This is a genomic window from Bradyrhizobium sp. LB13.1 (assembly GCF_054056815.1).
Map to the genome: position 1 here is coordinate 6,898,824 of NZ_JBSRYQ010000001.1, position 22,099 is coordinate 6,920,922.

At 59.0% G+C, this 22,099-nt stretch carries 18 protein-coding genes and 4 pseudogenes; 10 read left to right on the top strand and 12 right to left on the bottom strand.

Annotation, left to right across the window (positions count from 1 at the left end; all coding sequences use genetic code 11):
* Nucleotides 1-122: 122 nt before the first annotated feature.
* Together ACVWYI_RS33335 and ACVWYI_RS33340 are read right to left on the bottom strand one after the other, a co-directional pair.
* A complete protein-coding gene (locus ACVWYI_RS33335; protein WP_247352214.1) occupies nucleotides 123-1,136 on the bottom strand; it encodes an HAD family hydrolase in 1,014 nt (337 codons plus the stop codon).
* Nucleotides 1,137-1,420: 284 nt separating this feature from the next.
* The gene (locus tag ACVWYI_RS33340) at nucleotides 1,421-2,452 is read right to left on the bottom strand and encodes an AraC family transcriptional regulator (RefSeq protein ID WP_354069187.1); all 1,032 of its coding nucleotides are present in this window, start codon (nucleotides 2,450-2,452) and stop codon (nucleotides 1,421-1,423) included.
* A gap of 196 nt (nucleotides 2,453-2,648) precedes the next feature.
* Here ACVWYI_RS33340 and ACVWYI_RS33345 point away from each other — a divergent pair, with 196 nt between their 5' ends.
* From ACVWYI_RS33345 to ACVWYI_RS33370, 6 genes are all read left to right on the top strand, one after another.
* The gene (locus ACVWYI_RS33345) at nucleotides 2,649-2,822 is read left to right on the top strand and encodes a hypothetical protein (RefSeq protein ID WP_247352216.1); all 174 of its coding nucleotides are present in this window, start codon (nucleotides 2,649-2,651) and stop codon (nucleotides 2,820-2,822) included.
* Between the two features lie 768 nt (nucleotides 2,823-3,590).
* Nucleotides 3,591-3,938: an HdeA/HdeB family chaperone gene (locus tag ACVWYI_RS33350; RefSeq protein ID WP_247352218.1), complete on the top strand. Its 348-nt coding sequence runs from the start codon at nucleotides 3,591-3,593 to the stop codon at nucleotides 3,936-3,938.
* A gap of 221 nt (nucleotides 3,939-4,159) precedes the next feature.
* Nucleotides 4,160-4,849 carry a hypothetical protein gene (locus tag ACVWYI_RS33355; RefSeq protein WP_456664605.1) on the top strand — a complete coding sequence of 230 codons (690 nt, stop codon included), beginning with the start codon at nucleotides 4,160-4,162 and terminating at the stop codon, nucleotides 4,847-4,849.
* Between the two features lie 163 nt (nucleotides 4,850-5,012).
* Nucleotides 5,013-5,735, top strand: coding sequence for an outer membrane protein (locus ACVWYI_RS33360; protein WP_247352220.1), 723 nt, complete (start codon nucleotides 5,013-5,015; stop codon nucleotides 5,733-5,735).
* 59 nt (nucleotides 5,736-5,794) lie between these two features.
* Nucleotides 5,795-6,280 (top strand): DUF992 domain-containing protein, encoded by a 486-nt coding sequence (locus ACVWYI_RS33365; protein WP_247352221.1) that lies wholly within the window; start codon nucleotides 5,795-5,797, stop codon nucleotides 6,278-6,280.
* A 94-nt stretch (nucleotides 6,281-6,374) separates the two neighbouring features.
* Nucleotides 6,375-6,839, top strand: a complete 465-nt coding sequence (locus ACVWYI_RS33370) for a cysteine rich repeat-containing protein (RefSeq protein WP_247352222.1) — start codon at nucleotides 6,375-6,377, stop codon at nucleotides 6,837-6,839.
* 630 nt (nucleotides 6,840-7,469) lie between these two features.
* Here ACVWYI_RS33370 and ACVWYI_RS33375 read toward each other — a convergent pair.
* Entirely contained in the window at nucleotides 7,470-7,820 is a 351-nt protein-coding gene (locus ACVWYI_RS33375) for a hypothetical protein (RefSeq protein ID WP_456664244.1), read from the bottom strand.
* A gap of 351 nt (nucleotides 7,821-8,171) precedes the next feature.
* Here ACVWYI_RS33375 and ACVWYI_RS33380 point away from each other — a divergent pair, with 351 nt between their 5' ends.
* A complete protein-coding gene (locus tag ACVWYI_RS33380; protein WP_456664245.1) occupies nucleotides 8,172-8,972 on the top strand; it encodes an LssY C-terminal domain-containing protein in 801 nt (266 codons plus the stop codon).
* A gap of 201 nt (nucleotides 8,973-9,173) precedes the next feature.
* On the opposite strand, the gene ACVWYI_RS33385 is transcribed toward ACVWYI_RS33380, so the two are convergent.
* From ACVWYI_RS33385 to ACVWYI_RS33410, 6 genes are all read right to left on the bottom strand, one after another.
* Complete coding sequence (locus ACVWYI_RS33385; protein WP_247352225.1) at nucleotides 9,174-10,076, bottom strand: GNAT family N-acetyltransferase; 903 nt, start codon at nucleotides 10,074-10,076, stop codon at nucleotides 9,174-9,176.
* Nucleotides 10,077-10,293: 217 nt separating this feature from the next.
* The gene (locus tag ACVWYI_RS33390) at nucleotides 10,294-10,452 is read right to left on the bottom strand and encodes a hypothetical protein (RefSeq protein WP_247352226.1); all 159 of its coding nucleotides are present in this window, start codon (nucleotides 10,450-10,452) and stop codon (nucleotides 10,294-10,296) included.
* Nucleotides 10,453-10,625: 173 nt separating this feature from the next.
* A complete protein-coding gene (locus ACVWYI_RS33395; RefSeq protein WP_456649770.1) occupies nucleotides 10,626-11,195 on the bottom strand; it encodes a NuoB/complex I 20 kDa subunit family protein in 570 nt (189 codons plus the stop codon).
* A gap of 64 nt (nucleotides 11,196-11,259) precedes the next feature.
* Complete coding sequence (locus ACVWYI_RS33400) at nucleotides 11,260-11,475, bottom strand: hypothetical protein (protein ID WP_247352227.1); 216 nt, start codon at nucleotides 11,473-11,475, stop codon at nucleotides 11,260-11,262.
* A 120-nt stretch (nucleotides 11,476-11,595) separates the two neighbouring features.
* On the bottom strand, nucleotides 11,596-12,483 hold the full coding sequence (locus tag ACVWYI_RS33405) for a hypothetical protein (protein ID WP_247352228.1): 888 nt from the start codon (nucleotides 12,481-12,483) through the stop codon (nucleotides 11,596-11,598).
* Nucleotides 12,484-12,487: 4 nt separating this feature from the next.
* Nucleotides 12,488-14,479, bottom strand: a complete 1,992-nt coding sequence (locus ACVWYI_RS33410; RefSeq protein ID WP_247352254.1) for a protein-L-isoaspartate(D-aspartate) O-methyltransferase — start codon at nucleotides 14,477-14,479, stop codon at nucleotides 12,488-12,490.
* Between the two features lie 358 nt (nucleotides 14,480-14,837).
* On the opposite strand from ACVWYI_RS33410, the gene ACVWYI_RS33415 reads away from it, so the two are divergent.
* The 3 genes and pseudogenes from ACVWYI_RS33415 to ACVWYI_RS33425 form a co-directional block, all read left to right on the top strand.
* Nucleotides 14,838-15,164 (top strand): hypothetical protein, encoded by a 327-nt coding sequence (locus tag ACVWYI_RS33415; RefSeq protein ID WP_247352229.1) that lies wholly within the window; start codon nucleotides 14,838-14,840, stop codon nucleotides 15,162-15,164.
* Nucleotides 15,165-15,481: 317 nt separating this feature from the next.
* Nucleotides 15,482-15,978 (top strand): annotated as a pseudogene (locus tag ACVWYI_RS33420) (Hsp20/alpha crystallin family protein).
* Between the two features lie 127 nt (nucleotides 15,979-16,105).
* A pseudogene (locus ACVWYI_RS33425) lies at nucleotides 16,106-16,495 on the top strand (IS481 family transposase); the annotation flags it as partial.
* 1,397 nt (nucleotides 16,496-17,892) lie between these two features.
* Here the strand turns inward: ACVWYI_RS33425 and ACVWYI_RS33430 are convergent.
* From ACVWYI_RS33430 to ACVWYI_RS33440, 3 genes and pseudogenes are all read right to left on the bottom strand, one after another.
* Entirely contained in the window at nucleotides 17,893-18,279 is a 387-nt protein-coding gene (locus ACVWYI_RS33430; RefSeq protein WP_354050165.1) for a response regulator transcription factor, read from the bottom strand.
* Nucleotides 18,280-18,364: 85 nt separating this feature from the next.
* Nucleotides 18,365-19,037: pseudogene (locus ACVWYI_RS33435) on the bottom strand (response regulator transcription factor).
* Nucleotides 19,034-21,470 (bottom strand): annotated as a pseudogene (locus tag ACVWYI_RS33440) (PAS domain-containing sensor histidine kinase). The pseudogenes ACVWYI_RS33435 and ACVWYI_RS33440 overlap by 4 nt, the downstream one beginning before the upstream one ends.
* Nucleotides 21,471-22,099: the final 629 nt, after the last annotated feature.

The window sequence follows — 22,099 nt, forward strand, 5'->3', positions numbered from 1 at the left end:
AAGGTGGCTTCGCTACCGACGTGCGTCAACTCCGCAGGTTTCGATCGAGAACAACTTCTTCCCAACGGATCGAATTGAACCGAGGCTTTGATGCACAGTCGGCTGAAGGCAACCGCGGGAACTCAGCGCGCATCGAAGGAAAAGATCACTTTCCAATCTTTCTTCATGTCGATCACAGTCCACCGGTTTGCAGCAGCCGCGTCCAACGCCACGTCGAGCCGTCCAAAATGTGACTGTCGATCATAGGCGTACTCGCGCGCTGCGTCAGTGTGATGAACTATAGCCCCAAGACGCAAGCCATCGCCGCCGATGGTGGTCCATTGAAGCATTTGCAGATCGCCGTCTGAGTTTCCGAATGCAGCAATGGGACGACGGCCAACAAACTCGTAGATTCCAACGGGCTTGCCCGCCTTGTCGTCGATGAAGTTCACCTCCGGCAAACGGAATAGCGTAGGAATGCCATCGCGCATTTCAAATTTGGTCTTGATAGATGACCCTACCACTTGTTCCGGAGGAACCCCGTACACTTTGTCCGTCCATGGACGCATAAACTCGACGCCGCCGCCGGACACTATATAGGTCTTGAAGCCGTTCGCCCGAAGATAGGAAATCAACTCAAGCATCGGCTGATAGACCAGTTCAGTGTAAGGCCGCCGGAATCGCGGATCGCGCGCCGTGGCGAGCCAGTCCACCACAATCTTGGAGAATTCGTCAGTCGTCATGCCGGCGTGGGTCAGCAGGATTAGATCCAGCAGGCTGCGCTCGCTGAAGCCGGTCAGAGCTTGCATATCCCCTGCAAGTACCGACTGGAAAGGCTCTGTATACTGCCATTCCGGATGCAAGGGCGCCAGAGCCCTTACCCGATCGAGCGCGAATGCCAGTTGAACATACATCGGCTGCTCAACCCAAAGCGTGCCATCGTTGTCGAAGGTCGCAACACGTGCGGCGGCCGGCACGAATTCCGAGCCGCCTAGTGTAGTGACTCGACGCACAAAATCCACGATAGCCTGTTTCGTCGGCGTGTCGTTCCATGATGGGAGGGGATCGCTTTGGGCAAACGTGGGCACCAGGCAGATCAGGTTCAGCAACAGACCCAATGTGGCGCCGGCAATCGCGCTCAAAAATTTGCGCCTCATAGCTCACACTCCAAGTGCCGACAAATTATCGGGACTCCCGACTTGGTGGAGTTTGAATGAGCCGGATGTTCACCGTCTATGCAATTTCGGCAGACCTTCTGCATAAGCACGCCTGAGCTACCAGCGACGGAGCGGCCTCTCGACAATGCACGAACAGTGGCGAACGTCGCGCAACGAGGCGGGTTAGCGTCACCTCGGATCGGGCCGGAACCTGTCGCCAAGAACTTGCGCCGGTCACGCGATGGAACGTGACGTTCGTCGGCGAGCCGGGCTTTATCTGAAACTCAAGATACGAGCTGTGAAGGACGATCTATATTTCTCGATCGGAAGTCCTCACGACGCCGTAGGGTGGCGAGCGGCGGTTCGCCAAACAAGTTGCGATAGGCAACTGAAAAGCGGCCCAGCTCCCAGAAGCCATGCGTGGTGGCGATCTGGGTGACCGTTGCACAGTCGGGTGCTGCTTGTCCCAAGGCGCGGTGAACAAGATGCATCCTCCGCAAAGTGAGGTAGCGAATCGGGCCCATACCCAGATGCTCCTCGCAGACAACTCGCAGCGTTCGTTCCGCGACCCCGATCGCGGAGCATATTTCATCCAGGTACAAAGGAGTATTTGGGTTCGCATCTATAAAGTCTTCGAAGCGCGCGACGATAGTCCCGTGTCGCAGCCCGCCATCTTTCGATGCCGAGACGTTGCAGTCAGCCACACATCGCAGCAGAGCGTAGACCAATTGGTGCTCGATTGCGCGGATTACCTCCGGAACCTCCAGAAGCTCGGGGGCGGTTTTGGCAAAGGCTCCGGCGATCGCATGCAGGTCCAGAAATCGTTTCATCAGGTCCGGGGCAGGCCTCAGGAAACGCGTGCGCTGCTGTGGATCGAACTCGAAACCCATCATCGAACTGCACGCTTCAGCAAGCTCCTTCACTGCAAGCGACACTCCGCCGAGGCGATATTTTCCCGTCGTCACCACATGCTGCATGTCATGATCGTGCGCGCACAGATCACCCAGGGAGAATAACCGGCCTCGATTGTACACCTCTGGCTGATCTTCAGTGAGGAAAGTAAATACCTTGCGAGTTGCCGTGACCCTGCCTCTGTGTATACGCGGCAAAGTTTCCTCGAATCGCTGCATCCACAGTCGATCCAATGTCACTTGCGTTAGCTGGGATCTGAATTCGCCCTTCGCCGTCGGGAATATCTCTATGTCGGCCGAACGGATGCTCGCTGCGTACTGAGCCGGGTCAACGAAATTGAGGACTTTAGTCCGATTCACTTTGAGCTCCACCAAATACGCCGGTACACGCTCAGCGAGCAACACTATCTGTTTCTAATTCAGCATGTCAGGAAAATCTATGCAGTATCGGCAAAAATCATTTTCCGTCGATATGCTGAAATCGCATAGGCGGCCCGAAGCAAAGATGACAACTTCTCAAAGCGCGCACAAAAAATTTTCCGGAACCGCCCGGTCTGAATTGATTTGAGATCATATCAAATGCGACCGGCGAAGAGGCCAGATGCGCGAAGAGCGATTGACCGCGGCCGAGTGCGAGGAAATCGAGGCGGCGATGCGCGACGATGCTGCATTCCTGCCACCGGGATCAATTGCACGAGAGAAACTGTTGCAGCTGGCGGAAGCGTACCGGGTTCTCGCCGGTCTCAAAAGAATAGTACGTCGTCAAGTGAATTGATAGTTTCCCATGTACCGACCGCATCGCACCATTAGAACGGTTGCCGCAGCGCAGGACTTCTCCTGCTGTTGCGCGTCAGGGAATGCGAATGGCGACCTGGTCGTTCGTCTGTGGACTCTTCTCCCGAAGCAACAGCGGCGATGGGCTTGGTCATAGGCACTCGAGCTGGTTCGATGACCTGAGTTTTTCCGGAATTGCATAGCCGGCCTGAGCGCTGAATTTTATGCTGACCAGCCAGCGACTCCCACGAACCCACCTGGAGAACACTTGTGCAAACGTCAATCTTGCATCGCCCGGGCCGCGAGAGCCGATCGTTTCATCTCCCGACAGGCTTTCCACGGTTAGAGGAATGCTCATGATCACTGCTCGCTTGCTCCCCATCATTCTCGTCCTTGTACATGCGCTGCCGTCAGTTGCTATCGCCAAAGAGGCGCACGACCGCACCGTGTCAGTTCGCGATACTCGGCCCGCTCCGCGCCTGAGAACGAGCACCGTCGCTCGACAGGATTTGTTTGATCGCCGTAACCCAAATAACGCTCGTGCAGACTGGCCCAGTCCGCCTGCTCAACCCGGACAGTTCTGAGGGTAGCAGATCTCATCTGGCTGACGCCGGTACGCCAAGGGGTGATGCCAAGTTCTGGTCCAGTCTTCTTTGATTGGCCGCTAGGGCCGAGGCCCATCGGCCGAAAGTGCATAGCAAACGGCCCTTGTTTGTTGTGATCTCGAGCGCAGAACCCGATCGCTTCATCATTTCTCAGAGAGTTCCAGATGCGCAAAATAGTTCTTTTCGCGACAACGATCCTTTTAGCTACGAGCTCGCATTCTCGGGCCCAAACAGACCTCACCGCCTACGCCGATGCCAACGGATACATCGACGTCCAAACATTGACCTGCGCCGCGCTCGCGGGCACCTGGCAGGGAGACGCCGATCGGCTCACGACTTGGTATAGCGGCTGGTACAACGGCCTCGCCAAGAAGCATTACCTCAATATAGCGAGATCGAAAGAGCTCGAGCATGAGGTGATCGTCTACTGCAAAGCAAATCCTCAAATACGCATCATTGAGGCCATTGACGTCATGCTCAAGCAAGAGAGGCTCTCGGCCGGTTTCAAATGATATTGCTCTTGACCGCAACTTTTTAGATCGAGCTGGAGCACGCGGTTTTTGCGAAACGGCCTTCGTCCCGGATTCGGCATCAGGATTGGTCGGCAGAGAAAATAGATCTCGATCGCCGGAATTGCATAGTCAAACCTATAATGCTCTTCCATGGTTGCCCGGAGAGCGCGACGCCTTCCGCAAATTCTGGAAGCAATAACGTCGACGAAAGAGGGGGCGATATGACGAGCAAGACGAAGGCTGCCGCGCTTGCGGGATTTTTGGGCGTTTCAATCGCGTTCGCAGGCATCGCCGGCGCGTTTGGGCAGGCTGCTCCGACGTCATCCTCGATAAAAACGATTGGCACCCCTGCCGCGGCTGTCAAACCGGAAATCGTCCCGTCTTTGTTCGTGATGAACTCCCGCGGAGCGACACTGCAGGGAGATAACCTCGTTCTGACTGGCGTCACGCCGAGCTCGATCATCTTCGCAGATCGCCCAATACGAGCTGCCGGTCACCAGGCCACTGCCGACGTGATCGCAGAATGGGGCTCAGGAGAGGACAGCTTCGCCAAGAACCCACCCAATGCGACAGTGTCCGTTTTAGCGAAGGACGGCTCAGTGAAGGATGCGGTGGTGGTGCTGAAGAACCCGAAGCTCGAGGGTGACAAGCTGACTTTCACCGTGCAGACCCTGGAAGGTGATCTCGCCGGCGCCGATGGAGCGGCAGCGGTCTTCATCGATATTATCGGGCGGCCCCTGACGCCGCTATCGTTTGCCGGAGTTGCTCGCCGTTCCGCATTCCGCGGCGCAATGTACGCGGGCGCCGTAGGGGCCGCCGCATATGGAGCGGCCGCTTATGCCGCGCCCTACTATCGTCCCTATCCGCCACCTCCGGCATGCGGCTACTATCCCTACCCGCCTTGCTACTGAAGACCGCAGCTCCGCAACAGACAATTCGTTGCCTTCGACGCTCGGCGCCCTTTGCCGGATGCGCTTGATCGCGGCATCCGAGTGGCCCCCCGAATGCTCCTTCAAAATTCCGTCCGAAAACTTGGCGGCAAACTTGGCGGCTTCGACTCATAAGGACCAGCTCATGTGGCGTTTGGCACGTATCGCTCTCCTCGCCACCACGACCGGCGCTGTTAGCGCATCGGCATCTGCTGCCGACCTCCCGGGCCGAGTGGAGTCCCTCGCGCCGGTCGCCTATGCGCCTGCATTTTCATGGACCGGCTTCTACGTTGGTGGCGAGCTGGGGTGGATACAAACAAACCCCCAATACACGACCGGCGCGCTACTGCTCGGTGCTCCGTTCCTGCTCACATCCGGATCGCGTAAGGATGGCCTGACATATGGAATGCTCACTGGCTATAATTACCAGGTGGGTCAGTTGGTGTTGGGCGTCGAAGGTGATTTTCAGGGATGGACGGTCGGCGCTATACGCTACACCGCAATCACCGGCGATTTCCTTACGGCGCATAGCAAATGGGGCGGCTCGATACGCGGGCGGCTCGGCTACGCTGCCGATCGCGCCCTGCTCTATGTGACGGGTGGAGCGGCGTTCGCATCCATCGAGACCTCGATTCCCTTTACCGGTATTTCAGTCGGCGGCGACGGCACGCGCGTGGGCTGGACGATCGGGGCCGGGCTGGACTACGCCGTCACAAACAACTGGTTCACAGGGCTCGAATATCGCTACTCACAGTATCAATCCAGATCCTTGGTGTATCCAATACCGGTTCTTAATCTTGGCATCATCGGGTTCAAGCAAGAGCTGAGCAACAACCAGGTCACGGCTCGCCTGGGCTATAAGTTCTGAATCGTTTTCGACCCTGGCTAAGCCCAAATCGAGTAATTGCAGCAACGCGGGATTTCGTCATGCTCAAACATCTAGGCACGCTGTTGCTCGTGGGGCTCGCCACGCTGTTCGTATCACCTGCGGTTGCCCAACAGCCGCCTCCCGGAGTTAGCGTCGGTACCCTGACGTGCAAAATGGCGCCTTCCATCGGCTTGCTCTTTGGATCCCGCCAGCGGATGGCATGCCGCTTCGCACCCAACGGCCCCTATCCGCCAGAAGCATATCTTGGCGTGATGGGCACTATTGGTATCGATATCGGGATCACGGCAGGCGGGGCGATGGCATGGGGCGTCTTTGCACCAACGGCAGGTCCACGACGCGGATCGCTATCCGGCACCTATGTGGGTGCGAGTGGCGCCGTCGGCGTTGGCGTCGGCGTCGGCGCCAATCTGCTGTTCGGTGGAACGGGTCGTTCAATCGCCTTGCAGCCGCTCTCCCTCGAGGGCTCGGTCGGAATCAATTTGTCGCTTGGAGTTTCAAGCCTCACGCTTTCCTTGGCGCAATGAATTACAGCCAAAGAGCATCCCTCAGCGTTCATCACGAGCCTGCAGCCAGTTCAACGACCGCGCGGTTCGGAGCCAGTCATCAGAGGACGTATCGATGAGAATGACAGTCAGATCAATTATCATCCTTGGGGCTTTCCCGTGGCTCGCCATTTCGTCGATTGGCACGGCTTCCGCGCAGGCAGACGTCGGAAAGGCGCTTTTGGAAAAGCTGACCGCCAGGGTGGCAAAGCTTGAGAGCGCCTGCGCAAGCGATATCAAGAAATACTGCAAAACGGTGACGCCTGGTGAAGGGCGCATGATTTATTGCATGCAAGCCCATGAAGACAAGATTAGCCCCAAATGCGCGTTCGAACTCGGGGAAGCCACGACAAGCGTGCAAACGACGGCAGACGTTCTGAAAGACACTGTGATTGCATGCAAGGCCGAGATAAGCGGACCGTGCGGAAAAATATTGCCCGGCCAAGGTCGAATGGCTGCTTGTCTGCTGTCGAATAAATCGACAGCGTCTGCGGGTTGCGTCGAAGCCATTCAGAAGATCGAGTCCATGGCCGCTCAATAGCACGGCAAGCGCGTAGCATCTGTCAGGGATGGCTGTCTCTCCTCCCGTGTACTACGCGGCATGGTCGATCGGGCCTGAAAGGCGACACTGCCTCGCGGAGAAGCGGCCATGAACAAGGGACGGGAGCCACTCTTGTTCTCCTGAATACAAGATCCTTCGCTGACGCCAACACATCAATTCAATTCGCCCGGAATCAACTTTTTGAAGTTCACCGGGGCTCGATAACTGTCTTCGCGGCGAGTCTTGCACGCTTGCAGCACCGGACGATTTTGACGCGGGCGTGCAAAGTTATCGCAGGTGATGAATTTTCGGGATTGGAGTTAGAATACCTGGTCCGTCTAAGCCCGACACTTATGTCACGATTGCAACAACAGCATGAACTGATTGGCAAGATGGCCGTCTGCGACATCGCTCGTCCGGCAATTCGACGTTTCCGATCATCGGTCTGAGTGGGTAGAATTCTCGGCCGGGCAAATTGATGGGCTGCGACTGAGATCGTTGGGGGGAATTCCCACCCCTCAGTTCCGCCGCAAGCCTTGAGGATGAATTCCGAGCGAGGAGACTGGCAACAGCATCACATCGGGCAACGCGAATAGCTCAAAGTTAAGTCCGGCATTCCCGGGAAAATTCTTACGATAGTGTTGTCGTCGACGACTTTCGCGCTGATTGAACATTCGATGCCATGATGTCATTCGCACATCTGGCGATGATATGAAGAACATTTCCATCTTCTTTCCGCCTGCTGACGGTACAGGTCTGCATTTGACCCCGAATCTTGTCTCCCTCCAGGATGAACCCACCGCCGTACTGGTCCGAATCCCGCCGAAAGGAAATCGCACCGTCCTTCTTCATGAAAACTTGGCCGCAAGACGAGGGAGAAGTGGCCCACGAACCGGTGATTTCGAGCGCGTTCGCCGGAATGGCGAGGGCAGACCAAGCAACAGCAAGCGTCGCAACGAGGAGGCATGCTCTGCGCTTCATATGATTCTCCACGTTGCTAAGTGTCCCCCAAATCCGGCGGCGGATCACCATTCAGGAGAGACTACGGGAGATCGCTGGTTTCCGGCTATGCAGTTTCGGCAGGAAGAGAGGGTTCAGTCGACCGGGCAATTATCGCGGCGGTTTCCGCGCGCTGGCCGTAGAGACCTTGAATTCGGGCCATCGAGAGTATGGAAGGCGAAACGGGACGGCCGATTTCGCATAGTCGTCACGATGCGCAGTTCCTAAGATCGAGGCTGTTTGCGTAAGCCAAGCTGGGGCGGCATGCTCGCCAGGTGGCATCAGAGCGTTGTCGGAGTTCGGACGTTGGACAAGCTACGGAGGCGCTGGGGGATGTCGTTCGGGAGAGGGCAATGGTGGCTTGCCGTTTTTGGCGTCGGTGCACTCGGCTATCTGCTGGTGGCGTACGTCTTGGCCCCTTCCTTCTGGAAGCACCACGAACACGAACCCGGGCTGGCCGATTTACCCGAGGTAACTCGCACAGCAGACGGCATTCCCGGCGATGCACTGAATGTCGGGTTGGTCGGCGACGCCCAAGATATTGCCCGCGCGATGCATGCCGCGGAATGGTTTCCCGCAGACCCTATCACTCTGCGCACAAGCATTGAGATCGTGGGTAGCGTCATTCTCGACCGGCCATACCGCGACGCGCCGGTCAGCCCACTGTTCTACGACGGAAAACGAGAGCAGCTCGCTTTCGAGAAACCGGTGGGAAGCAGCGCGGACCGTCGTCATCACGTTCGACTGTGGAAAGTTCTCGAGAAAGGGACCAGCGGGCGACCGGTCTGGCTTGGCGCGATCACCTTTGATCGGGGAGTTGGAGTGAGCCGCGACACCGGTCAAATCACCCATCACATCGGGCCGGATATTGACGCTGAGCGAGACCTTCTGATGCACGACTTGCGAGCCGCCGACATGGTTGAGGCGTTTTTTAAGGTTTCCGGAGTTGGACCGACACTATTTGCGCGGAATGGCGAGGGAGATCCTTATTACACCGACGGGGAAATCGACGTGGCGCGCCTTGTCGTCGACGGTCACAAGAGCACGCAACCACCAGGAGCCTTGCCAGCGCCGGCCTTGATAGCCCTAAAGGACACGGTCTGGCATGCTGTGAGTGCCGGCGTCGCCAAATAAAAGCGGACGCCCCGTCCTGTGCTCGATGTCGATGCTCTCGGGCCTTGCAGATAAAGAAGAGCCTCAAGACCGTCATGCGCAAATACAAAGTTCACCGCTCCGTCGCGAATTGCTTGCGGAATCTCGGCAGGACCAGCGCCTCGAGCTCTGGCTCCTGGCACCCGCTGACCAAGCCTGGATGGTGAAGAAAGCTTCGTCGTTTCACATAAATCCTGGGTTCCGAGGCAGGTACTGGGCCCAACTGCCGAAATCGCGTGAGGACATCAGCAACATCGGAAACTTGATCCGCATGCCGTGCTCGAACGCCGTCGTCAGGGCAGCTTCGCTCGCACCCGGTAGAAATGCCGATACTTGCGGTGCGCCACTCTCGACGGCCAGGCGTAGCGCCGTCCTGAAGGCGGTGGCTGCGGCGCCGGACTGCAGGACCGCGACCGGTCCGATATGGCCGCCGGCATCGACGTAAACGTAGCCGGCCCAATCATCTCCGTCGTACAGGCTGAAGCCTCGCATCCGGCTGTCGTTGATAAGATAGCGATGGTGCTTCTGGCGAGATACTCCAAGCACCCGCTCGTCCGCCTGCACGAGGCGGGCCAGGGTCGAGGCGTCTTGGTCGAGCGGAGCGCATCTGAACTGCGGCCCATTCATACGATCGATCAAACGCTCTCGGGGCACGCTGACGCTGTAGATCGGAAACCGTGGAAACAGTCCGTGACGGATGTAGAGCCCCTGCGACACGGCATTGAAGGCAAAAGTGATCAGAACCCTGTTGGAAGCGCCGGACTTCTTGGCGTGATCTAGCGTCCGTTCGATCAGCTCGTTGCCGATACTCCCACCCTGGCGGTCAGGCGATACGAAAAGCTGCGCCAGAAACCAGATATCGCCGCAGACCCAGCTCCAAGCAAAGCCGAGGATCCGGCCCTCGTCTTCCGCGACCCAGAGACCGTCGGGATCGTCCCTCAGGGAGAACAACTGAAAATTCGGCGGACTCGCTGCGGCCATGGACCCAAATCCATGGCGGCCCGTGAGATCGTTGATGCTGGCGACGACAAGCGCATCGGCGAGCTCCAGGTCCTCCGCGCGGGCGGGTCGGCAAACCATTGTCATCGAACGACTCCACGATCACGGGGACTCCCGAAAGGTCCGAATACCTAATGCCGCCGGATCAGTCTCCACAGCGTTAGGGACGCAGAAAGCCTCACCCGAGGGCTTTCCGCCACGCAAGACCGGACCGCCGGAGGCCAGTGGGCGGACGCCGCCTCAAGCGACCTCGCCGGCAGTCAAGGCACAGACGCATCCGGCCCCTGGAGTCGGAGCGCTCAGCTCAGAACCATTCGCCCGGGGTGTATTTGTCGACGATCAGAACAGAGAGGGACAGCAGCAGGCCCAGGCCACTAAACAGCGCCACCGAAAGCGCGGTATCGATGTCGGCGATCGATTTCGCGGACACGCGGGGCAGCAGCCATGCAATCGCAGCGTTCATGTCACTCTCCGGTGAAGACGGCCAAGACCCGACGCCCACCATAACAGCAGGCGTTCGTTTCAGGATGACTTCGTGGGATTAACGAAACGGCTTCTCGATGCAGCGAAAACGCCTGTCGATCCGTTCCCCGACCACCGCTGCGAAAAGATGGTTGCGCGGTGTCGGCAAGCTTGTCAGCGCTCGATCGTACCGGTTCGCAGTATCTTCTTTTGCAGGAGCATAACTCCGTACAGCAGCGCCTCGGCGGTAGGCGGACAGCCCGGGACATAGATGTCGACCGGGACGATCCGATCGCAACCGCGCACCACCGAATACGAGTAGTGGTAATAGCCGCCGCCATTGGCGCACGATCCCATCGAGATCACATAGCGCGGCTCCGGCATCTGATCGTACACCTTGCGCAATGCTGGCGCCATTTTGTTGCACAATGTGCCGGCAACAATCATCACGTCGGACTGGCGCGGCGAGGCACGCGGGGCAAAGCCGAAGCGTTCGGCGTCGTAGCGTGGCATCGCCATCTGCATCATTTCGATCGCGCAGCAGGCGAGACCGAAGGTCATCCACATCAGCGAGCCGCTACGTGCCCAGGTAATCAGATTGTCTGCGGACGTGACCAGAAACCCCCGGTCCGACAGTTCGTGGTTCACTTCACGAAAGAAATGATCGTCCGCGCCTTGCGTGCCGGCATAGCGATGGACGGTCCCGACCGGCGCGGTCGTCGTGGCTGAATGCCCGCTTTGCATTATGAGTTGAATCTTGCCCATGCAAATCTCCTGCTGGCCCAGCACTGGCGGCGCACCGCCTGGTTCAATGAGCAAATCGGTCGAAGCCGAGAAGCAGGGCCAACACTGCAGCTCCCGCCAAGCCTGCGATAAAGATCGCGCGGCGCAGGGGAGTGCGGAGAATGATCTCGCCGCCCCTGGCCTTCTCGGCCGGATAGGGCGCCGTCTGGCGTTCGTTCCTTTCTGTCATCGCTGGATCGGCTCGGTTTCCATGCATCCGATTGGTTTTCGAGAAATGCACGCCGCTCTCGCGCTCTGTGGGGCCAAATCAAAGCAAGGCGAAACGTTCCAGGCCGGCCGGCTCAAATGTCGCCGGCCGGCAACCTGTTCCTCTTGATGCCGCGCGAGACTGCGCGGGTGCTTAGATGAACGCCCCTGGATAATGGGACGTGCATGCCATAACCCAAGTGATCGCCTCGCGATCATATTCATCGCCTGATCGCCAGCTTTCAAAAAATGTGTTTAGGCGCTCGACGCGCTCGGGCCAGACATGCGTCGCTTGCAGACCCAGGGAAACGCCGAAATTGGTGAAGGCGAACTTTGTGTCGCGCAGCGACGGCGCCCGACTGAAATAGCCCGGAGGATCAATCCACATCGTGTCGAGCGACCGCAGTGCGCGTTGCGCTTGCGCGATGGCCCATGACTCTTCAGGAAAGAAGTGAGCGAGCCACAGCATCATACCGAGCGCCAGGTCCTGGTCGATTTCGAGCCCGCGATAGGTCTGCTCGATCATGACGCTCATTTCCGCGATCTCGGACCTGAGTACATCGCTGTCGAGCAGCCGGTAACTGATATAGCCGTCATATGCATCCATGGCGCCCAGACCATAGCCGGGATAGGGACCGCTCAAATCTTCTTTCATTTTCCAGACCACACCGCGGTCGGGGATGACGAATGCCCGATGGATGTCGCGCGCCAACGCAATGCCGCGTTCACGGTATTCAGGCTTCACATCGCCCAGCCGTGCCAGCGCAAAAAGCCACATCGCGAGGTAGTGAAAGTACTGTCCGTCGCGGTCGGCGGCCTCGCCGATGCGCAGCCCGCGCGAACGGCCGAGTACGCGCTCCACATCGCTCACCAGCCGTTCGGCTTCGTCCAGCCAGCGGCGCTCGCCCAGTTCGCGGTAAAGCGAGACATACAGCACTACCCCAAAGGCATCAGTCCAGAGATAACGCAGGCCGTTCGGCCAGATCCGCTCGGCCCGCATCCAATCGAGCTTTTCCAGCACATAGCCGATGTCCCGCAGCATCGGGCTACAAGCCGAATGGATAAGTGTCGGGCACGCCGGCCTTGGCGTGCTCCGGTCCTAGCGGCGTAACCGCCGAGGTCTCATCGAACCAGACGAAGGCGTCGAATTGCTGCGGTAGCGAGGCATTGGCGTAGTGGCTCATTAGTTCGGTATCCGGCCTGTAGATGACGCCGATGAACCGCTCCAGCCGCGGCTCCAGAAGACGGCGCCGGACTGCCTGATCGCGGCCAAGATCGAGTAGGCAGCGTGGAACATTGGCATCGTGGCAGGCGCGCTCGTAGCTGTCGCGATGCGACGGTCGCACGCGCTTGATTTCCATATCGCCGCCCCAGTCAGAAGCCGCTGCCACGGTGCCCGTGTGCGTGCCGAAGCCGATCAGTGCAGCCTCGCCGCCAAATCGCTCTCGGCAGAGCTGGCCAATGTTCAGTTCATCGCGGACGGCGCCCATTTCGGTGTGACGGGCATCGCCGATGTGAGAGTTATGTGCCCAGACCACGGCCTTGGATTGTGGCCCGTGCGCGTCAAGCAGATGTCCAAGCGTCTCGAACATGTGCGTGTCGCGCAAGTTCCAGGATTCAGCGCCACCATAGTACATGATCCGATAGTAGCGCTCGGCGGAGGCGATCAGACGTGCGTTCTGCGCGGCATCCAGAAAGTCTTCACCGTTCTCAGCAATGTATTCGATCCGCCGTTGCAGCAGCTCCCGACATTGATCGACCACCGCCTTTTCGCACTTGCGGTAGCCTGCTGTGAGCACCGCTCGGCCGTAAGTGGAGGGTTCTTTCTGCCAGGGCGTGAGGCAAGCATAGCGCTCACGCGCCACGGCCGCAGCTTCAGGATCGACTTTGTCGAGATATTCGAGAATGGCGGCGATGGAACCGCTCATGTTGTAGAGGTCGAGACCAAAAAAGCCGGCGCGCTGCTCCGGCTTGAGATTGTCATTGTGCTCCCTCATCCAACCGAGGAACGCATCCACATCGGTGTTGCGCCACATCCAGGTCGGAAAGCGCTGAAATGGCGGCTCCTCTCCAAGACGTGCTGGCCGATGGCGTACATAGCGGTCGGCGGCGGCCGCATCGGGCCAATCCGCTTCGACGGCAACGATCGTGAAACCATGCTCCTCGACCAGACGCATGGTGATGGCCGCCCGCGCGCGATAGAACTCGGATGTTCCGTGGCTCGCCTCCCCCAGCAAAACGACGCGGCGATCGGCGAAGCGATCGAAAAATTGTCCGAAAGCGGGGTCGTCGAGCTTGGGCAGCGGTTCGGCCAGGCCGGCGATCATTTCAGACAAAGTTTGTCCACGTGATTGGTCCTGCGCGCCGCTCGTGGCCGCGCTTCGACCATCCTCCGCCCAGCCCTGTTCGCCGATCAATGGCACGAACGCGACGGCGCCAAGATTCTCTTCTTCGAATTCGGACCCGCTCTTCCGGGTGAGCTTTATCAGAGTCTGATAGCGCTCTTCCTCGCCTACCGGAATCACCAGACGGCCACCGATTGCGAGCTGCTCCTTCAGCGCCGAAGGCACCTCGGGTCCGCCAGCCGCGACCACGATTGCATCGAACGGCGCGGCCTCGGGCCAACCGCGCGTGCCATCGCCGACGCGCAGTTCGACATTGTCATAACCGAGCTTCTTCAACCGTTGCTGGGCGGATTTGCCTAACGAAGGGTGGCGCTCAATGGCGCAGACCCGGTTGGCCATCTGACTCAGGACAGCTGCCGCGTAGCCGGAGCCAGCGCCTACTTCGAGAACGCTGTCGCCGGGCTTTACCTCGGCCGCCTCGATCATCAGCGCGACGATGTAAGGTTGCGAGACGGTCTGACCTTCGCAGATCGGCAGTGGGCAGTCTTCGTAGGCGAATTCTTCGAAACCGGGTTCGACGAAAACCTCGCGTGGCACACGCCGCAGCGCCTCCAAGACGTGGGTATCCCGCACCCCGCGTCTGGCAATCTGAATATCAACCATCTGGTCTCGGGCGCGCGCGAGATCAAGCATTGGCTTTACCTCGTCATCCGGCATGGGTGTGCTCTCCACCCGGACGAAATTCCGCGCAGAGCATCGCCGGCGTCCTTGCGGTCGCGGCTGAGTGCAGCGACAATTTCGTCGAACCAAATATTGGTCGTCTGCAGTGTCTGTGGACGACATCAAGGCCAGTTGCGCTCATCGCAGCCTCGATCTTTAGCGTCATGACGGAACGCGTCCTTCAAAACTTCGTTCCAGAGCGTCGATCTATTGGCGGATCCCGGTGCGACGCGGAAAACGACTTATCCAAAAAACTGGTGTGAACCGGAACTACCACGCCGGCTAGAGGGTTCGTTTTGAAGGTCGCAACAAGCAGCAAAGGAGTTGCAGAATGGCAAGAGTGAGCAAGCTCTCAATTGCCGGCTTGGCGATAGTCGGCTTGTTTGGCCTCGGCGCCACCAGTGCGTCCGCGCAGGCCATCTATGTGGATCCTTATATCCAGCCCTATCCTGTCGTCGTAGCCCCGGGCAGCGCTTATGTCGCACCGGCGCCGATCGTGCGCGAGCGCACCGTCGTGGTGGGCCGCCCTGGGTACACCCGGCTTCCAGCATATTCGTATCGCGCGCCGATAGTGCCGTACGGCTATGGAGGCTACCACCCCGGATACAGCTACGCGGGATATGACTACGCGACGGATGTGATCGCCTCCGATTGGTGAACCGGATCCGCGGCTACATACAGCATGGCCCCGCCGAGGCGGGGCCATTTCACCAGGCGGTTTCTTTGCTCGCTGCTGCAGATGCACGAGCGCACATTCTCCCGAAACAAGACGCTGACGATTCGTTGCCGACGTTTCAGCGGTACGGCGCGATCGGATTGCTATCATCTGGCTTGGCCAAGAGCGTGCGGGTTCCGAGCCAAGCCAAAAATGTGGCAGAGGCTTGAAGCGGTAAATCGGGAGGCTACTTTTTGGATCAGCAAATCAACTTCCGCGTTGGTATGCGGAGGAAGTAGCCTGGTTGAGGGAGGATCATCATGTCCATCAAGGATCTCGTTCCATGGAATAGTAGGAGTCGCGAGGTTTGTCTCGGACGTGCATCCATTCTATACGTCGCAGCGCGAAATCAATCATATGTTCGACGATGCGTTTCGCGGGTTCGATCTAGCGCCATTCGGACTAACCTCCTGGTCGGCGGATGGGCCGGGCTGGCCTCAGATCGACATTGACGAAACGGACAAAGAGCTGCGTATCACTGCTGAACTGCCTGGTCTCGAGGAGAAGGACGTCAGTCTGCAAATTGCAGATGGCGTTCTCTCGATCTCCGGTGAGAAGAAATCGGAGTCGGTAGATAAGGATCGGCGTTTCAGTGAACGGTACTACGGCCGCTTCGAGCGGGCGCATTCCGCTACAGGACGTCAATGAGGATGAAGTCTCAGCCGCGTTCAAGAATGGCGTACTGACAATTACGGCGCCAAAATCCGCGGAAGCGAAGCGCAACGTTCGCCGCATCGCTATAAATCGCAACGGCTGACGTACTCGTTTGCCCGCGAGAGTCTCGCCGAGTTGGGGGCTCGGCGTGACGATGGGAATTTGCGCCGGCCGCGGGTGACGAGCCATTAGTATCGCGCCTGACTTTATCGCTGAAAGAAGCCGGGATGCCGGGCGCCAACAGCCTGATGCAGCAGGACCGCTTCGACGCCTTCGTCCGCGAGTTCAATGCCGAACGGCCGCATGAGGCGCTGCAGATGAAATGCCCCGCCGAACTCTATCGCGCCTCACCACGCCGTTACGATGGCTTGCCCGAGTTGATCTATCCGTTCCACGATCGCGAGGTTCTCGTGACCGCTTGCGGGCGCCTTTGCCTGCATCGCAAGCGAATCAACATCTCGACCGTGCTGGCCGGCCAGAAACTCGGCATCAAGGAGGTCGACGACGGCATTTGGCTCGTCAGCTTCATGCACTATGATTTGGGATATTTCGACCTGGAGCAGAAAACCCTGCAACCCCTCGACAACCCGTTCGGCACGAGGTTGTCACCCATGTCTTAGGGACGACCTGTTACCGATGTCTCCGGGCTGGACACAAGGCCGTTGGTAGCGGGAGACCGCTACATGGCTAAACCCACTATTGTGGAGGCGCTGTTCTCTTACAGGAGGGCAGCTTAACTCCCGACGTCGCGCCTTCATAGCCCGCCAGGAGCCGCCGTTCTTACGCGGTCCTCGCACGCCCGTGCGTCGACATAAAATTTACGATTTGGACGGAGCCGCTGATTAAGAGGCGTGTGATTTCGCAGCAAGATCAATCGTCATTCCGACAAACGTTTCGTCCCACCTGCATTGAACCCGCAATAGGTTTTCTCGTCTCGTACACCAAGGGCAATAACCTCGCGATCCACCTGGCCTGCGCAGGTTCAATTCCCGGAGACGCAAACACCGATACCAACACGCTTCAAGTCCCGATCTGAGCGAGGCACCTCCCTACGCTACGTCCCGAACGTAAGTAGCGATCAAAAGATCAACGAAAGCGGTGAGCTTTGCGCGGGATTGACCACCTTTATCGCCGTTTGTTCACGGGGTTTCGGTGGTCAATCGGTGGTCGAGTGCATCGACTAACTGTCGGAGCCCGCCTGAGGAAGCGGCAGAGACCATAGCGGATCCGCCGCACCCACCATTCGTTGCCAAAGGACGGCGGAGCTGGATTTCAGGAAGCTCCTCTGCTCGAGGTGCCCAGGGGCGGACTGGACATCAATCCATCAAACTACAGCCGAGCCACTCCTGCCCACTCGTCACGCCGCACCGCCGGGCGGCACAACGTCGCTACCCAATACGGGTTCTGTCTGCAGGAAGGCGGTACAGGCCAAACGGACGAACGGCGGGTGGCCCCGTCTTGGCGAAGGCGAACTTTCTGCGCGCCTCGACTTCTTTAGAGATGCGCGGTCCAGGCGCCCCATCTCGTGAACGAACTTAGAGCGTTCGCCCAATTGAATGAGCTCCTTGGGACCAGCGATCGAGCGCGTGCCATTGAGGTATCCAGAGGTGTGCGCATTGGCAATGTCCAAAAACTAGTCGAGAATTTGAATGAAGACGGATCACGATCATCAGTCTCTGCGGCATCAGAAGGCGCGCGAGGTCGGGCGTACCATGGCGCGATCTGCTGGAGAGCTTTGGGCCTTACTCCTCTTTCGAGCCCACCGAACAATGCAACAACGACCACTCCGAATGATCGAGAACGTACCGCGCTGAATCCAACGCCGCTATGCGCCCGAGAGCAAACGTCAATCGCCACAACAGCTACGTCCGTTAACCCCGGCAGAAGCTCCACTTATCCAAGCGGAGATTCTGTTCAGACAAAACGGGACCAGCTCTGAGAGCGGTTTTTGCTATGTTCATGCCTCGATAATTTGGAGCTTCTCAACCACTCTCGCCCGAGTGCTGGCGGCCCACTATTACGTGGCGACACCGGACCCGGACAGAGCGGTCTCCAGACAGTGAATCAGAGCCGGCGTCGAAAACGGCTTCGCGAGAAAGCAGATGGCGCCGGCCTTCAGCGCGCGCTCGCGCACCGCGGCGTCGTCTGGAAATGCCGTCACGAAAATGAAAGGCGTGTGGTGGCCCAGGCCGCGAATATGCACCAACAGATCGACACCACTGATGGCCGACATCTGCACATCCGCGATGACGCAGGACGTCGTCTTCAGTTCTGCCGACTGGAGAAATTCGCGAGCGGAGCCAAAGATGGAGACCGCGTATCCCCGCGACGTCAGGAGATTATTCGTCGCAAGGCGGACTGATGGATCGTCGTCAATGACGGAAATGACCGAGGGGGTTGACAAGATGATCGCTCCTGATCGGGGGCTGCCGATCATGGTGCAGCGCCCACCGGAAACTGGGCCCTCGTAGCAAGCTTGAAAAGCATACTTAGGTTTGCACGTTTCCCCCTGGGCGTGGGATTCCGAGCGCCTCGGTCATTCTGACGAGATCGGCCAATGACTTGGCGCCCATTTTCCGCATGATCTGTCCGCGATAGATCTTGACGGTAATCTCTGCCAATCCAAGCTCGGCGGCGACTTGCTTGTTCATCAGGCCGGACGCAACCAGGGCGAGGATGTCGCGCTGGCGCGCGGTCAGACCCTCGAAACGGGACCGCACTCCTGCGACCGACTTCTCGGCATTGCGCCGCCTGCGATCTCGATCAATGGCAGCCTGAACCGCATCCAGCATGTCCTGGTCGCGCACCGGCTTGGTCAGAAAATCGATGGCGCCACTCTTCATGGCCCTGACGGTCATGGGAATATCGCCATGGCCGGTGATGAAGATAATGGGCGTGCGAATGTTGGCCTTCGCGAGGTCCGTCTGGAGGTCGAAGCCGCTCGAGCCCGGCAGCCGGATGTCGAGCACCAAGGCAACTGGGGACCGCCGGCGGCTTGGCTTCCATGACCTCCGCCGCTGAGCCGAAGGCCTCGACCCTGAGGCCGACCGATTGAAAAAGATTGGTGAGCGCACGCCGCATCGACGGATCGTCATCGACGATCAGGACGATCGGATCGTCGGCACTCGCCTGTGCCTGCATCGGCTTGGCGTGGTCCGTCACGACGTGTCCTTGTGTGGGAAGGGCAGGGCAATCTGGAACGTTGCGCCGCTCCCCTCATTGGGAAGGGCCGAAAGCCGGCCGGCGTGAGCCTCGATGATCGATCGGCAGATCGATAGTCCCATGCCCAGGCCGCTCGACTTTGTGGTGAAGAACGGTGTGAAGATGCGGTCTGTCACGTCGCAGCCAAGGCCGACACCGCGATCTCTCACGGTGAGGAGCAGGTGGCGGTCGCCGTCCTCGCCAGCCTGACTGGAGCGGATCGCCAGCTCGCGCGGACGGTCAACATTGGCTTGCATGGCTTCGATCCCGTTCACGACAAGGTTGATCAGCACCTGCTGGAGTTGGATCCGATCGCCGCAAATCTTGGGCAGGCCGGACGACAACTCCATTCGCACCGACACGGCATTTGTAGCGAGCTCGCGCCGAACGAAGGCTATCACCTCCCTGACAACCTGATTGATGTCGAGCGCAACCATCTCGATTTCGGTCTTCTTCGCGAGCGCCCGAATCCGGCGGATCACCTCGCTAGCCCGATTTGCGTCTTCGACAATCCATTCCACGGAACGTCGCGCAGCGTCCAGATTGGCCGGGTCGCGACCGAGCCAGCTGATACAGGCGTCCGCATTGGAGATCACGGCGGCAAGAGGCTGGTTGATTTCGTGGGCTATCGAGGCGGTGAGTTCGCCGAGCGTCGTGACGCGCGTGACATGGGCGAGCTCGGCTTGCGCTTTGCGTAGCGCTTCTTCAGCCTGCTCGGCGCGGATAGCCGCCGTCACATCGCTGCTGACGCCCCGATATCCGAGAAAATGGCCGTCCGCATCATGTAAGGGCTTGCCGCTGGTGCGCACGTAAATTGGAGATCCATTGCGATCCCTGCCACGGTAAACCAGATCGCGGAACGGGAGGTGGGCGTCGAGCGTCGCGCGATGCTGCTCCCACTTTCCCGGCTCAAGCTCAGCGTCGGGCGGAATGTCCCAACGGCTCAGGCCAATCAAGCCCGTCGGCGTAGCACTGGCCGTATCGGCGTGTTCCGATATCTGCGTGATACGGTGATCCGACCCGGTCTCCCAAAACCAGTCAGATGCCGTTTCAGCATAGTCCCGGAACCGCTGCTCGGATGTCTTGAGTTCATCAAATGCCCTTTGCAGCGCTTCTTTTGCAGCGATCTGCTCGGTGACATCCACGTGGGTACCGATGATCTCCATCACTTCGCCGTCGCTGTTGACGATGGGATGTCCCTCGGTATGGACTCGTCGTATCGAGCCGTCCGGGCGCGCAATGCGAAAGTCAACTTCAAAGGGTTCCTTTCGCCGGACGGCCCGACGTTCCACCTCGACGATCCGTTGGAAATCCTCAGGGAGGATGCGTTGCTGGAAAGCCCGCGCCGGTACTTCGATCTGGCCTGGGTCAAATCCGAACAGGCGGTAGAGTTCAGCCGATCGGTAGGCAAACTCCTGACGACGCACATCCCAGGCCCAGCTGCTTGTATGGCTGAGCCGCTGTGCCTCGGCCAAATAGGCCTCGCTGCGGCGCAGCCTCTGTTCCGCCTCTTTTGCAACCGTGACATCGGTGACAGCCCCGACAAATTCGATGAGCCCGGATCCATGTCTGACCGCGCGGGCTACGGAATGGAGATATTTGACTGATCCGTCAGGCATCAGCAGGCGATATTCATGGTCGAAATCCGCTGCTCGGCGGGCGGCTCGATCGAGGGTCTTGCTGACCGCAGCGCGATCTTCCGGATGGATGCGCTGGACAACAAAATCCAAGGTCGGCTTCACCGCCAGGTCGCATTGGAAGATGCGAAAGGTTTCCATTGACCAGACGATCGCGCCTGTTACGATGTTGAGGCCGAAGCTGCCGGTGCGGCTCAGTTCCTGGGCTTGGGCGAGGTAGGCCTCGCTCTGGCGTAGCGCATCCTCCGCCTCCTTGCGCTGGGTAATGTTTTCGCAGGCGACCAGCACGATCGGCGTGCCGTCGCCGCGCAGCATCGCCTTGGCGTTTTCACGGACCCAAAGGACCGATCCGTCCTTCCGGAACTTGCGAATCTCCCAAGTATGCGACTGGTGCAGGGTTTCCAGGGACAATGCTACACATCGGCGAACAAAGTCGTGGTCCTCCTCGAAAAAGACGTTGAGCACGGACTGGCCAATCAGCTCGGCCGCGGTGTAGCCCAGCTGTGCGGCGCCGAATGTATTGACGTTGAGCACCGTTCCGGCCCGATCGACCATGAAGTACATGACCGGATTGTGCTCGAACACCTCGCGCCACTGCTTCACGGCGTCGCGTAGATCGAGGATGTCTTGCCCGCGAGTCATCTCCGACAGCGGGCCTGTCCTTCTCGCCGTTGCCGAAAGATCGAAGTGCCGCGAGGCCGCCGAGCAGCAATTGTGCGGCCGAATTCCCGAATTTCGCGATTTGGCCAGGCATCATCGCAGGCGTCCCGGCTCGCTGGGGCCGCAGCAAGTAGAGCACTTTGCAGCAAGGGGAGCAATTCCCTCCGACCAAGTTAGAACTCCGCGCCGAAATTCGCGGTGACCGTGCAGCCTGCCGGCCTTGCGCCGTCTCGTTGCGAAGGTGCGGCGGGGTCCGAAACTACGGGACAAACTTACGTATAGCTCGCGCATCCCAAGTCATAGCGCACATTTACCTCCGTACAGTTGAGCGGTCCGTTGCGGGCGGATTAGTCTCATAACCAATCGAGGGGACGCGATGTGCAAGGCACAAGCCGGCAATTAGCTCGATGTGCTGCTACAGCTCTGCGACCGTTGCCCGACTTGCCGCATGAATGGCTGATCACGATTAATAGGCTGCATTTCACGAACGGAGCGTGGATGGCTCTGCGTCAGCGTACGAGCGAATCCACGGCCATGAAGCCGGGAGAGTATGATGTGCGATACGCCTGAACACTCCGAGCGCGGTCCTGCTGTAAAAGGTTGCGCTCTCTGTAGCGGCAAGTTTGGCCTGATCCGATATTATTCCTGGCGAACGCCACTGTGCTCCAGAAAATGTCTCGACCGCTTCAGGGCGCGTCGCGAACGCGACCGCCGATGGTTGTTCCG

What these genes read in the sequence shown, in the direction of transcription:
- ACVWYI_RS33335 (WP_247352214.1), bottom strand. Translation starts at nt 1,136, where the DNA reads ATGAGGCGCAAATTTTTGAGCGCGATTGCCGGCGCCACATTGGGTCTG.
- ACVWYI_RS33345 (WP_247352216.1), top strand. Translation starts at nt 2,649, where the DNA reads ATGCGCGAAGAGCGATTGACCGCGGCCGAGTGCGAGGAAATCGAGGCG.
- ACVWYI_RS33350 (WP_247352218.1), top strand. Translation starts at nt 3,591, where the DNA reads ATGCGCAAAATAGTTCTTTTCGCGACAACGATCCTTTTAGCTACGAGC.
- ACVWYI_RS33355 (WP_456664605.1), top strand. Translation starts at nt 4,160, where the DNA reads ATGACGAGCAAGACGAAGGCTGCCGCGCTTGCGGGATTTTTGGGCGTT.
- ACVWYI_RS33360 (WP_247352220.1), top strand. Translation starts at nt 5,013, where the DNA reads ATGTGGCGTTTGGCACGTATCGCTCTCCTCGCCACCACGACCGGCGCT.
- ACVWYI_RS33365 (WP_247352221.1), top strand. Translation starts at nt 5,795, where the DNA reads ATGCTCAAACATCTAGGCACGCTGTTGCTCGTGGGGCTCGCCACGCTG.
- ACVWYI_RS33370 (WP_247352222.1), top strand. Translation starts at nt 6,375, where the DNA reads ATGAGAATGACAGTCAGATCAATTATCATCCTTGGGGCTTTCCCGTGG.
- ACVWYI_RS33375 (WP_456664244.1), bottom strand. Translation starts at nt 7,820, where the DNA reads ATGAAGCGCAGAGCATGCCTCCTCGTTGCGACGCTTGCTGTTGCTTGG.
- ACVWYI_RS33380 (WP_456664245.1), top strand. Translation starts at nt 8,172, where the DNA reads ATGTCGTTCGGGAGAGGGCAATGGTGGCTTGCCGTTTTTGGCGTCGGT.
- ACVWYI_RS33385 (WP_247352225.1), bottom strand. Translation starts at nt 10,076, where the DNA reads ATGACAATGGTTTGCCGACCCGCCCGCGCGGAGGACCTGGAGCTCGCC.
- ACVWYI_RS33390 (WP_247352226.1), bottom strand. Translation starts at nt 10,452, where the DNA reads ATGAACGCTGCGATTGCATGGCTGCTGCCCCGCGTGTCCGCGAAATCG.
- ACVWYI_RS33395 (WP_456649770.1), bottom strand. Translation starts at nt 11,195, where the DNA reads ATGCAAAGCGGGCATTCAGCCACGACGACCGCGCCGGTCGGGACCGTC.
- ACVWYI_RS33405 (WP_247352228.1), bottom strand. Translation starts at nt 12,483, where the DNA reads ATGCTGCGGGACATCGGCTATGTGCTGGAAAAGCTCGATTGGATGCGG.
- ACVWYI_RS33410 (WP_247352254.1), bottom strand. Translation starts at nt 14,479, where the DNA reads ATGCTTGATCTCGCGCGCGCCCGAGACCAGATGGTTGATATTCAGATT.
- ACVWYI_RS33415 (WP_247352229.1), top strand. Translation starts at nt 14,838, where the DNA reads ATGGCAAGAGTGAGCAAGCTCTCAATTGCCGGCTTGGCGATAGTCGGC.